Source organism: Planctomycetaceae bacterium (assembly GCA_021371795.1).
Taxonomy (GTDB): Bacteria; Planctomycetota; Phycisphaerae; order Sedimentisphaerales; family UBA12454; genus UBA12454.
Genome location: JAJFVK010000013.1, coordinates 226,999 through 240,075 on the forward strand (window position 1 = coordinate 226,999; position 13,077 = coordinate 240,075).

A 13,077-nucleotide genomic window follows, 5' to 3' on the forward strand; every position below is an offset into this window, starting at 1 on the left:
ATTTATTAATTCGTAAAAACTTCAATCATTTTCAAGAGAAATGCTCTTCTTATCGCATCATAACCTCTTGGGTTGGGGTCTTCGATGTTTGAATCATACCAGTAATGCGGGTCGTCTTTGCAATAGGTTTTCAGCCAGAATTTTTTGCTGTTTATGCCGTGGCCGAGAAAAGGCGTGTGAATATCGACCAGATGCACTTTTCGGTATTGCTTGTCGCAGTCGGCAATAGCCTTATTATACTCGTCTAAAATCTTTAATCCGTCCGGCCATCGCCGCATACCTGTAAATAGGCTGTTGGTATTACCGCAGCCGTCAGTTGGGTCGTAAATGTTCGCTATGAAGATTTCGCACCCACCGGGGAATTTTTCAGTTATCACAAAGACCATATCGTCCAGACGTTTGCGGAAATTTTCAATCCACGGTTTTGCCTGTTCAAAAGTTGCGCCGTACATCGCGCATTCGGCAGGTTTCGATTTGCCATAGCTGTGTATCAAATCGTTTCCGCCTGTGGTGATAACAATAATGCCGAACACATTCTGCGACTGAACGGGAAATTTTTGAATCTCTTCAAGATGCTGCTTCGATACTGTTTTTGAAACAGCGATATTCCTCGACATAAATTTCGGAAAAACAGCCGTGAGCGTTTTGCCTATCATATCGCAGCAATCGTCAGCAGGATTAGCAATTAACCTGTCAAAATAAGATTGCCCGTTCAATGCACCAAAGCCTTCAGTGATACTATCGCCTGCGCCGAGCAGAAAAACCATATCCTGCTTCCAGACCTTTTGGAATGGTTCAGCAGGTACTTGCGGCCCTGCCGGGCCTTTGCCCGCCGAAGCAGGAATGCTAAAATAAACATACGCCCCAATCGAACCGACAATAACCGCACCGGCCGCGACAACAAAAACCAAAATTGACGCGATGATTATAATCGTCTTTTTCGCAGACATACATCCCTCCCTGGATTTTCTTGCTTTTTATTTTGCCAGCACCAGCGGACTAAAAATTAGATAGAACACAAGCGTAATAACCACAACAACTATGCCCGCTATCAGCGCGCCACGTGAACTGTGCAGTTCAATCGAGGTGTTCGTCTTAAATGTTATCGGCTGTGCGAGCGGTTTGACTATTCTCAAAATAGTCATCACAACCAAACACAACGCAAAGCATATCGCCATTCTGTTAAGGAACTGAATATTCGGCACAGAAATTTTATATGATATATGAAAGATTTCAAGAACACGATTGATAACATTAACAAAAGGCCCCGGAACCTTCAAAACACCATAGGCAATAATATTCGTAAGCAAACCGCAAACGCCGGCAGAAGCAGGTGCTTTGCGAACGATAAAGCCGAACACGAATACCGCCAAAATACCCGGCGAAATAAAGCCCTGTCCTTCCTGAATAATCGTGAAAATACTGTTGCTGATTTTCGGATTGCCAAGCTGCGGAGCAAGAGCGATAGCTATAAAACTAAAAATAACCACGCTTAATCGCCCAATAAATACGATAGACTTCTGTGAAGCATTCGGCGACATATATTTTTTGAAAATATCCATCGAGAAAATTGTCGAGGCGGCATTCAGCATCGCCGCAAGCGAACTTACAACAGCGCCCAGAAGCGCCGCGAACACAAAACCAATAATGCCGACCTTTTGCGGAAGAACATTACCCAAAAGCTGCGCAAGAGCCGTGTCATATTTAAACGCAATGAATTTTTCAGTTGCAACAAGTTTGCCTGCTGCTTTGGCGGCGGTTTCGACCGATGTGTTATACGTTTCAAGTTCGCCGGCAAAATTCACTAATGCGCTTTTCCATGATTTATCATCTGATTTGAAAACTGTAAATTCAGCAGGTACGGCTGATTCCAATTCCGCTTTTGTCATTGGAAGCACAAAAGCATTTTTAGCTTTCATTTCTTTCAATGCCTTCTCATTATCGACAACTGCCAACATAAAAATGCCCTGCGGCCAATTTGTTATCGCATTGGCATCCGGCGACTGAATGATTTTAACGAGGCCGGTGTTCGGATTTGCCTTGAGATACCGTGCGAAAACAGGTGCGTTGTCGCGAGCGGCTTCGTACTGCATATTTTTCGAATACAGGTTAAACGCTATCATACCCGGTATGACGATTGTAAACGGAATAATCAGTTTTAACGCCGCGGCAAAAACGATACCTCTCTGGCCTTGAGCCAGAGATTTTGAGCCGAGTGTTCTCTGCGTGATATACTGATTCAACCCCCAATAATAGAAGTTTGGAATCCACAGACCCAGCAGCAGAGCCGTCCACGGCAGAACGCTGTCGGTTGCGGGCAGGAACATATTCATACGAATTTTATTAAGACTCATAAACCGCTCAACAGCTCCGGTTCCGGGTGTAAAAGACTGCACCACAACTTCGCCGGTGTGAACATCGACAACTTTCGCCGCTTCTGTAACGCCGCCGAGTTTGACGAATGCAAAAACCATTATCACTGCCCCGCCGACAATCAGTGCGCTGCCCTGAATCAAATCCGCCCATGCACAGGCTTTCAAACCACCCGCCGCGACGTACAGCATCGCGATTATACCGATAACTAATGAGCCTGCCAGCAGCGTTACATTGTATCCCATCTGATTGGCAAGAGTCTTGATTGTAAGAGCGCCGGAGTATGTTACCGCACCAAGAAGCAGCATATAAATAAACATCGTGGCAACAGCCATAATCGCTCTGGCCGCCGAATTGTATCTGTATTCGAGAAATTCAGGAATCGTGTAAATGCCCGCGCGGAGAAAATATGGAAGGAAACAAAACGCGACAACGACAAGCGTAATAGCTGCCATCCATTCGTAACTTGCGATTGCCAAACCGACATGACTCGCGGCGTTACCGCTCATACCAACGAACTGTTCCGTTGAGATGTTGGCTGCGATAAGTGAAAATCCAATCAGCCACCAGCTTAATCCGCGACCTGCCAGAAAATAATCTTCGCTTGTGCTTTCGTGCCTGCTCTTGATAAGGCCGACTGCTATAACACAGATTACAAACACCGCGAATACGATTACATCCAGAATCCCTAACTCCATTTTCTGCTCCTTATTAATATGTTAGATATTTGTTAAAACCTGTAGGATACTGAATCAGCATACTTTGTCTATTGTTTTTTTTATGTTTTTAGACAGAAATTCACTCTGTCAAGTAATGTTTGCTAAGCCTGTTAAGGTATGTAAATTTTCGGATGGTTTTATCTTCGCCAGGCAGCTTTGCGAACCATCAAGGGCGGAAGTTGTGTGGTTTTGGTGTTGGGGCTGGATTCTCCAATCGCACCCCTGCTGCTTGGATACCAGAAAAACGCAGACCCAGCTTTCGTTCTGGCAGAACTAAAAAGCCGGCTCAAAATCCCCCATCTGCTTGTTTTTTCGGTAGTCATCATAACAAAGGCTCTATCGGTCTTATTTTTACCCATCTTAACACATATTTTTATGGGATTTCTTTTGATATTTTGATGGATTTTATAGGTCTTTGAGTCAATTTTGGCTGAAAATGCTAACGTTTTTGTGACAAAATAAGCCAATCCCACGGATATGGTGCTTTCATCCATTTTGGAGGAGCGGCAAATTCAGTATCCCATTTATATTCGATTTTTTGCATATTGATGATTTTCATTTTGTTTTCAACCATCATCGCTTCGAGTTCTTCTTTGAGATAATGTTTTGTTGGGACACCATCAATTGGAACAATACCGTGACAGAGGTTTTTTGAATATGTTTCCGGCGATGTAAAATTCGCGGAGTATGCTTTTATGGGATTAATACCATCACGCAGATTCCACTGTGCAAGCATATAATTTGTCAGCATTACAGACTCAATCGAAGGAACTACCATAAGCAAATGCCCATTTTTCCGAATATGTTTAATCATAGAATCGAAAATTTTTATCCTGACTGAATGCGAAGGCATAATCAGCAAATTAACACTCATGCCAAAGTGGGTTTTCGGAAATTCCAAAGCATTGTCTGCCAAATCGGCAACTGTATATTCGATGTTTGATAAATGTTTATATCTTTTTTTGGCACGAGCGATGAATTTATAAGAAATGTCTATTGCGTTGACTTGCTGAAAATTTTTCGCAAGTATGCCGAGCAAGTGCCCTATTCCGCAGCCGAAATCATTGACTGTTTTTGACGATGAGCCGTATTTTTCAATCAGCCCGCAAATCAGTTTGCGCTTATCATTTTCCAAAACACTGAAGATTTCATCTTCGTACTTGTCGGATAATCCGTTCCAATATTCGCGTTTCATAAAACATCCCTGTATAGAGTATAACTGAATTATACAGAATATCTGCGGATGCAATAGGAAAATTTAGAGATTGCCTTAAGAAGTGGTTTTTATTTTTTTCTGCGGAGCAGACAAAGGCCGGACAAAAGCAGCATAACAGACGCCGGTTCAGGAATTATATGCAATGCATCAACCGCGAAATATGATTCCAATTGGAAATCCGCCGTATCGCGTACTGAACATTCGAGAGTATATGTGCCGCAATTAAAATCGGTAAATGCTTCGCTTTGGAACGTTACCCAGCCGTCAGTCGAGCCGTAATTGCCAACATCTGCGACGCTAATGTGAACCAATATAATATCACTTAAACCGCTGTCTGACTCTGCAACAAGCCTGATTTCCGCGTAATCGTCCCAGGGAGTATAATCGCAAGTGCCGAAGAAATAAGCTCCGGTAATCATATCGCCTGCCTGAACATCTATTTGTTGAGATATTCTGCCATAGTTAACGGAGGAATCCCCATTGCTAAGCAGGGCAAACTTACTGCCTGCGTACGGAGTCAGTTCTGTATCGGTATCTATTTGCCAGGCTGATTTATCACCGGCGTAATCATTAGGTAAAAAACTGCTTACCACAGCGCAATAATTTTCGACATGCCAGCCTGACGGAATATCAAAACCACTACCCGGCTCGGAAGATTCAAAACCAGAATTATTAATAGAGCCCGCTGATAAAACACAAGAAAAAATCAATATCCATATCGTTGCGAATAAAAAAGTCTTTTGCAAAGGAAACCACTTTCATTATCAAAGTCAAAAAACAGATTCTCCAATCCCGTTACAATGACTTCTGCTATAACTACCCCAAGTGCAAAGTGACTTTGTACTAAAGCCATGAAAAAAATAGATTTTCCCATCCCAATTACAATGACTTCTACTACTTGCTCCAAGTGCAGGACGTATTATACCAGAAAATATTAATTGAGTCAAGGCCTTAGCCAGATTTTTTTTAAAAACCGTATGGCGCGTTGATTTTTCTTTATTTTTGTTTAAAATACACCGTTTTATAAGGATTGTAAATGAGTGAAAATAAGAAGAATTACAGCCAGACCCTGAATTTACCGCAAACAGCGTTCGCGATGAAAGCGAACCTTACCCAGCGTGAGCCGCAGCAGCGTAAAGCCTGGGACAAAAAAGAGTTATATAAAAAAATACTGGAATCACGTGCCAATTCCCCGCTGTATATTCTCCACGACGGCCCCCCTTATGCCAATGGCGATATCCACATGGGACACGTCATTAATAAGGTTTTGAAGGATATAGTCCTCAAATACAAGACTATGCAGGGATTCCAAACTCCTTACATCCCCGGCTGGGACTGCCACGGTCTGCCTATCGAGGCAAAGGTTTTTGCGGAACTGGGCGAAAATGCCAAAACTTTGAGCAAGCCAGAGATTCGCAAACTCTGCAAACAGTACGCAAGCAAATATGTCAAACTGCAATCAAAGCAATTTAAAGACCTTGGCATTTTCGGCGATTTTGAAAATCCGTATCTGACACTCAAGCCGCAGTACGAAGCGGGAATGTGCGAAGTTTTCGCACAGCTCGTCGAAAAAGGCCTCGTCTATAAACAGCTAAAACCGATTCACTGGTGCGCAGAATGTAAGACCGCGCTTGCCGATGCAGAACTGGAATATGAAGACATTTCTTCGCCGAGCATTTTTGTTAATTTCCCGGTTACGAACGAATCGCTCGAAAAATTAAAATCCCTTGGCCTTGTAAAAGACAATGACAGCACAGTCTGCTTTATGATTTGGACAACAACGCCCTGGACGCTTGCCGCGAATTTGGCGGTTATCGTCCATCCTGACTTTGAATATAAATCCGTTACTTACACTCTCAACGGCAAAAAATTCACATCGATAGTCGCCGTCGCTCGCATGGAAGCAGTTATCGCGGCAGGCAAACTTACAGATTATTCCATAAGCGATGTTTCGGTAAAAGGAACAGAGCTTGTCGGCCTGCGTTACAACCACGCTTTCGTCGAGAAAAATCCGACAGAAAAAGACGCGTGGAAAGTTATCCCTGCGAATTTCGTTACGACAGAAGACGGCACAGGCCTTGTGCACACCGCGCCCGGCCACGGACTTGAAGACTATATGGCAGGTCAGCAAAATGGTTTGGGCATTTATTCACCTGTGCTCGACGATGGCAGTTATGATGATACTGTGCCGGCCGAGCTTCAGGGCAAAAACGTGCTGAAGGTTGACAAGGAAGTAAACGAAATCCTGAAGAGCAACGGCCTGCTTTTCGCCGAGAGCCAGATTATGCACAGTTACCCGCACTGCTGGCGAAGCAGAACGCCTGTAATCTTCCGCGCAACAGAGCAGTGGTTTATCGGCGTTGACAGACCAATGCCCGATGGCAAAACGCTGCGAAAACTGGCACTCGAAAAACTGCCAAAGGTAAAATGGATTCCCGCATGGGGCGAAAAACGAATCACAGGTATGCTCGAATCACGGCCGGACTGGTGCATCAGCCGTCAGCGAAGCTGGGGTATGCCGATTCCGGTATTTTATAATTCACAAGGCGATAGACTCTTGACGAAAGATTCCGTGCTCGCCGTCGGCAAACACTTCCGGCAAAAAGGTTCGGATAGCTGGTTCACAGATTCGCCAAAGGAAATCCTCGGCGAAGATTTTCAACTGCCAGCGGGTTTCAGCTTTGACGATTTGCAAAAAGAAGAAAATATTTTCGACGTATGGTTCGAATCGGGATGCAGTTGGCACAGCGTTGCGGAAAATGCAGGTTGGCCGATTCCAGTCGATTTGTACCTCGAAGGCTCCGACCAGCATCGCGGCTGGTTCCAGCTTTCACTTTTGCCGGCGTTGGGCTGCACAGGCGGGGCGCCTTTTAAAACGGTATTGACGCACGGCTTTACAGTTGACGCCGAAGGCAAGAAGCAGTCGAAATCGCTTGGCAATTACGTCAACGCACAGGAAGAAATCACAAAATACGGCTCGGACATTCTGCGTCTTTGGGTCGCCAGCGTAAACTATCAGGAAGATATGCGGTGCAGCGATACGCTAATCGCAAGACTTCAGGATGCGTACCGCAAAATCAGAAATACGATTCGTTATTTGCTCGGCAATACGTCTGATTTCGACCCTGCGAAAAATTCCATGCCTTATGAAAAAATGCTCGAGATTGACCGCTGGGCAGTTCAGCAGTTGGAAAAACTCGTCAGCGAAGTTACAGATGCGTATGAAACTTTCCAGTTCCATCGTGTTTATGGCTTGATTTATAATTTCTGCGTTGTCGAGATGAGCAGCATTTATATGGACTTGCTCAAAGACAGACTCTATTGCGACGCGAAGGATTCCGCTTCACGCAGAAGCTCGCAGACGGCAATGTATAAGATTCTCGATGCACTGACAAGGCTTCTGTCTCCGGTTCTCGCGCATACGGCGGAAGAAATTTACGAAGCGATGCCATTTAAATCTGAATTGGCCGAAAGCGTTCATCTTTTAAAAATGCCGACTGCTGATAAATCGATAGATTGGCAAAAAGAAGAACCGAAATGGGAAAAGCTGATGAAACTGCGTGATGAGGTTCTGAAAGAACTTGAGAATTTGCGCAAGAATGAGCTTATCGCAAGCAATCAGGAGTCTTCGGTTACGATTTCGACGGATGATGCTGAATTGATTGATGTCGTTGAGAAACTTGGCGAGAAGAATTTTGCCGCCCTTTGCATTGTGAGCGAAATAAAGCTGAATAAGCAAAAGGCTGAAAAGTTGATTACTGCGGAAAAAAGCACACACGCAAAATGTGCAAGATGCTGGAATTACTGGCCAAGCGTCGGCAAAAACGCTGACCAGCCGGAACTCTGCGACAGATGTGCAGAAGTTGCGAAAGGACACTGATTTACACGGATTATTTAGACACGGATTAACACAGGATTTACACTGTATAAGAAAAAGGCCGAGATTGATTTCCCGGCCTTTTTTGTTTTACTACTTTAACCGCAGAAACACAAAAAAACAGACGAGCATCCCTATCTATCAGGACTTTTAGTAAGTTGTTCCAACTTATTTAACCATCCGTTAAAATGAGGACATTTTCCACGTATGTTTTGTACGCCTATAGCTTCAGATATAGTTTTCCCCATAGCAACTTTACGATAGCCATTGTTCAGTTTAAATATTCTTTTAAATGGAGATGTTTCTGCTCCATCGTTAATCTCTTCCGGCTCTCCACATTCCTCTAAAATATTATCTATATTATTTTTAGTCACTGCTATTTTATCCGCAAGTATTGAAGGGTTACTAAATAATAATGCTTCAAATTCATGCATTTCAATGTAAGGAATAAAACGTTTTCTAACATTAAGTTCTGGAAACAACTTCTCAATTCTCGCCAAGGTCGCCGTTTCCACTTTCTCAGCTTTTTTTATTGCGGTAAGCTTGCCATGAATCTTTTCATTGCCAGGCCAATTTGAGTCTAATCTGAAATAATCAAACATAGTAGACACATAGATATTCTGCCTTTGCATGAGGAATCCTTCAATATCTATCTTAGCCCTGTCGAAATTAATATTGCCGCCTTTATGGTCGTGTTTACCAATCAAAGACGGATGTAAATAAATCCCCTTACAGCCCATTTCCGGTGCAAGCACATATCGGATAAATGTCTGTTCTGTTTGACCTTCGCATATAATGTACACTTCCACATTACTCACAAACCGGCCCTCCGGTTATTATATTCTTTCGCCAGAGTTCGCCTAGTGAATATTCTTTAAGCCAATGAGCAAGTTCTTTTGCATCTAATTTTTTAAAAGTCGACGCCCCATCTTCCCGATTAACAACAATAATATCTTCAGGATTGAATTTATCTATCAAATGCGGAGATTGGGTAGAAACGATTACCTGAGTTTTTTTTGCGGCGGCCTGAATCAGTTCTGCCAGTATTTCTATGGCGTAAGGATGCAGACCAAGTTCCGGCTCATCAATAATAATTGTGGATGGAAGATTAGGCTGCAATAAGGCCGTAGCCAGACAAATAAATCGAATCGTACCATCGGAAAAATGATATGGCTGCATCGGGTAATCAGAGCCTTTTTGCTTCCAACTTAAGTTGACTTTCTCTTTTTCGCCATTTTGCCTAGGTTTTAATATAAAGTCATCGAAGAAAGGCGTTACCAATTTAATTGATTCTACTATCTCTGCATAAGCATTGGATGCATTACCACGGAGTTCCAGCAGGAATGGCGCAATATTAGAAGCGTTAGGACGTAGTCTCATATTATCCGCCGTTATCTCAGAACGTCGCATTGGAGACGTTGCGCTGGTATCATGAAAATGATAAACCACCCAGTTAGATATTGAATCGTAAATATAATAGCCTACACCATTGTAACTGGGATGGCTTATTGACTTTTGATCTTTATTTGCGGTGATTTTACTTTCGCGATTGCCCTCACCAATACACCACCCATTATCCTTATATTTTTCCCATTCCTGTGTTATAACAAAATCTTCAGATGCAGTGGGTTCTAATTCAAAAGAATAAGCATTGTTTCCAAATCTGAATTCTGCTTTAATCACTTTTGTTGATTTAGGCCCATTAAACATGAAATCGTCTGCTCCGCCACGATTTCGGATGAAGTTGGCAAAATTTTCATCAACCATAGCCCGAAGCATACGGAATATGTCAACAAAATTACTCTTGCCTGCTCCGTTTCCACCTATCATAACATTGAGTTTTTTAAGCTCAAAGTCTTCAAGCGACTTAATTGACTTAAAGCCTTTTATTGTTAATTTGTCTAAAGCGTTACCCATAACTACGATCCTTACGCTGATTATATATCTTTTCCTTACCCATATCTGGTTAACCTACAATAATACCAAGATTTATCTATCAAATCCTGCTATAATTCTTGGATCTAAATGTTCCAGTTCCTCTATTATAATCAGGTTAGGAAAAAGTAAAAGAGAAAATACTGACGTGGATTTAGCGGGATTTGACCCCACACTGAAAGTGGGAGCCAAACAACCTAACCAATTATTTCAGAGAGATGGTTTTTTCTTTGAATTTAATGTCATCGCAATGGAAATGTAGTTACTTTCATACAAAATCCAGTAAATCAGTGGAATGCCTGTTGGCATCCTGTGGATCAGCGATTAAACAAATTTTTTAATATTTCCTGTATCTTCGATGCGGTTTTTTTGCGCGGTGGGATTTGATAATCTTAATGCAGCCGAAATACGAACACACGGCCACAACTGCGCCGATAATAGTACAGCCTATCCAAAGTTCCGGGCCGATTGTTTTCGACAGCGTCCAAAAATGCTGCCAATACTCCTTCGTCATAAAACCGGTTATCATATTGCTCGGCGAAAGCAGCTTGTTTAACGCTTCTATTACCTGCTGATGAGTCAACGCCCTGCCGGGTGCGAAAATGTGAAACAAAAACGCGCCTAAAAGATAACCAGGATAATAAATAATAAAAAATGTAAAAACATTCGAGACCCAAACGCTCACAAACGCCGCGAACTTATTCGCCCGCAGCAGAAAACTCAACAAAACCGCAATGATAATATGCAATCCAACCAGCGGCGACCAGGCCATAAACAAACCGATAGCCAGCCCCAACGCGATTTTATGCGGCGAGTCGTCGATGTGCAGTACTTTATATTCCAAATAACGAAACAATTTATTTCTTCTGATTTTTGCCACAGATATCTTTTCTTTCAGCCACAGAGCTCACCCCTTCTGATTTTGTTTTCAAGTCCCCACAAGGGGGATTGTAAGCACAAAATCCTGAAGATTCAGGGGCTTTCGCTCCGCTTCAGCAGAGTTCACAGAGATTTTATTATTCATTATTTCAACTGTTCACAGATTAACTCAAAGACGCTTTCAACAGATACATTTTTTATATTATGTTCGGAATTTTTGCTTTCCACCTCATCACCTCGCACAGCACCGTCAACGGCCGCGACAGCATTCGGTCTGCCGTAAGGCCCGACTCTTTTTGGATTAGTAAACCCAAATATCAAAACCATCGGTACATTTAATGCCGCCGCTATATGAGCGGGTCCTGTGTCATTACTGATAACCGCTTTAGCCCCCGCCAGCAGCGCAACAAGCTGCGGAATATTAGTTTTGCCGGCGAGATTAACAACAGGCACACCCGCCGCTTTTTGAATTTTTTCAACGGTTTCGCTTTCAGATTTCACACCGACCGCGACAATACCGCTTTGATATTTGCCGTTAATCTTTTCAGCAAGAGCGGCAAAATTTTCTACCGGCCATTTTTTCTCATCGACAGTCGCGCCGGGCACAATGACAGCGTAATTATCTTTATTGACGTTATTTTCAGACAGGATTTTCTGAATTTCCGTAATCGCCTTTGGTTGTGCCTTTAAGCCAAACTCAATTTTTCCTTTTAAAGGTGATACACTGCGGACAATTTCGAGAAAATAATCGACAAGATGCACTTTGGTTTGCTTAACTTTTTGCGTGTAGAAGATGCCTGTTACTTCCTGCGTTTTAGCAAGTCCGATTCTCTTTTTGCAGCCGCTGAACCACGCGAAAATCGCGCTTCTGAATCTGCCCTGCAAATCGAAAACAACGTCGTACTTTTCATCTCTCAAAATTTTAATCAGGCCGACAAATTCTTTAAACGCATCGAGATTGCACCACCATTTGCCGAGTTTTTTTCGGTTGAAGATAATAATTTTATGAACGCATTTATGATTTTCCAGAAGCGGAGCAAATTCCGGCCTGACAAACCAATGAATTTTGGCATTTGGAAAATTTTCCGCCAGTGCACACATTGCCGGCATCGCAAGAACGATATCGCCCAGTGCGCTTGGTTTAATTATCAGTATTTTCTTTATTTGCTCTGACATTTTTTTCTTAAATTTTCCGGCATCTTCGAGAACCGACAAAAATCTCATTTTAACAGTCACCTTTTCTATTTTGCGGAATAGCGTTTTCGACTGTTCGTGAGCGTATCCCATCGCATTACAATAAATTACAAAGCCGCGATAAAAATCGGCAATATTTACGCTTTTGAAACGAATCAAGGTCTTGGACAGATTTGCCAGCGTTCTGATTTGCTTTTCTTCACATCCAAAAAAATTATATTTTATGCCGTCAAGGTCGATGAGTTTTGCATCATAGCCGTCATCGTCTTTGCTGATGATGAAATTGCCCGCTTTGGAATCTCTGTGCCAAAAACCCGCCTTGTGAAGTCTTGCAACAATCTCGGCAACCTGCCGGATAACAGCTTTTCTCGCCGCAAGTTTATTAAATATTTCAGAATTTTTCCCATAAGCGACGTCATAAAGACTCATACTGTTCGGGATGTATTCGGTAACGTAGATATTTTCTCTGTTGTTCCAGAACACCGCGACAGGTTCAGCCGTTTCTATTTCTTTTTCTTTGAGAACCAGAGCGAGTTTGAAATTCCGCAGAGCTCTGGGCCCCCTGAAAAAATCAACAAGTCTTTTGACTACTGAATGAACGGTAATTTTTTTTACAACAAAAGGAATTTTGCCGTTCGCGCCGTCGATTTGCTTTAAAACAATAAAACTGCTTTTGTCAGACTTAAAAATCTGACTTGGATTTTTCGTCAGTTCGACAGGGTCAAAAACAAGGTCAGACCACTTCCGCACGGTCAGGCCTTTCCAGCCGTTGGACGGATTGAGCTTTATTATTTTTCTGGAAATCGCAGAATTCATTAGCACAGCATTTTAATCGAAAATGGTAATTTATCAAATGGCTTTTTGAGTGTATTTTTTTCGATTAA

10 protein-coding genes are annotated in these 13,077 nt (G+C 42.7%); 1 reads left to right on the top strand and 9 read right to left on the bottom strand.

The window, feature by feature from the left end; genetic code table 11:
- Positions 1-5: 5 nt before the first annotated feature.
- From LLF92_06530 to LLF92_06550, 5 genes are all read right to left on the bottom strand, one after another.
- Positions 6-950 (bottom strand): GDSL-type esterase/lipase family protein, encoded by a 945-nt coding sequence (locus tag LLF92_06530; GenBank protein ID MCE5340769.1) that lies wholly within the window; start codon positions 948-950, stop codon positions 6-8.
- A 27-nt stretch (positions 951-977) separates the two neighbouring features.
- On the bottom strand, positions 978-3,071 hold the full coding sequence (locus LLF92_06535; protein MCE5340770.1) for a sodium/solute symporter: 2,094 nt from the start codon (positions 3,069-3,071) through the stop codon (positions 978-980).
- A 158-nt stretch (positions 3,072-3,229) separates the two neighbouring features.
- A complete protein-coding gene (locus LLF92_06540) occupies positions 3,230-3,451 on the bottom strand; it encodes a hypothetical protein (GenBank protein MCE5340771.1) in 222 nt (73 codons plus the stop codon).
- Between the two features lie 80 nt (positions 3,452-3,531).
- Positions 3,532-4,341, bottom strand: a complete 810-nt coding sequence (locus tag LLF92_06545) for a class I SAM-dependent methyltransferase (protein MCE5340772.1) — start codon at positions 4,339-4,341, stop codon at positions 3,532-3,534.
- A gap of 35 nt (positions 4,342-4,376) precedes the next feature.
- Positions 4,377-5,054, bottom strand: a complete 678-nt coding sequence (locus tag LLF92_06550; GenBank protein ID MCE5340773.1) for a hypothetical protein — start codon at positions 5,052-5,054, stop codon at positions 4,377-4,379.
- A 290-nt stretch (positions 5,055-5,344) separates the two neighbouring features.
- Between LLF92_06550 and ileS the strand changes: the two genes are divergently transcribed.
- Entirely contained in the window at positions 5,345-8,188 is a 2,844-nt protein-coding gene (ileS, locus tag LLF92_06555) for an isoleucine--tRNA ligase (protein MCE5340774.1), read from the top strand.
- 131 nt (positions 8,189-8,319) lie between these two features.
- Here ileS and LLF92_06560 read toward each other — a convergent pair whose 3' ends face one another.
- The 4 genes from LLF92_06560 to waaC all read right to left on the bottom strand — a co-directional run bounded on the left by LLF92_06560 (position 8,320) and on the right by waaC (position 13,009).
- Positions 8,320-9,003, bottom strand: a complete 684-nt coding sequence (locus tag LLF92_06560) for a DUF4276 family protein (GenBank protein ID MCE5340775.1) — start codon at positions 9,001-9,003, stop codon at positions 8,320-8,322.
- Positions 8,996-10,102 carry an AAA family ATPase gene (locus LLF92_06565; protein MCE5340776.1) on the bottom strand — a complete coding sequence of 369 codons (1,107 nt, stop codon included), beginning with the start codon at positions 10,100-10,102 and terminating at the stop codon, positions 8,996-8,998. Before LLF92_06565 ends, LLF92_06560 begins: the two co-directional genes overlap by 8 nt.
- Before the next feature lie 355 nt (positions 10,103-10,457).
- Positions 10,458-11,000, bottom strand: coding sequence for a DUF2062 domain-containing protein (locus LLF92_06570; protein ID MCE5340777.1), 543 nt, complete (start codon positions 10,998-11,000; stop codon positions 10,458-10,460).
- Positions 11,001-11,143: 143 nt separating this feature from the next.
- Positions 11,144-13,009, bottom strand: a complete 1,866-nt coding sequence (gene waaC / locus LLF92_06575) for a lipopolysaccharide heptosyltransferase I (GenBank protein MCE5340778.1) — start codon at positions 13,007-13,009, stop codon at positions 11,144-11,146.
- Positions 13,010-13,077: the final 68 nt, after the last annotated feature.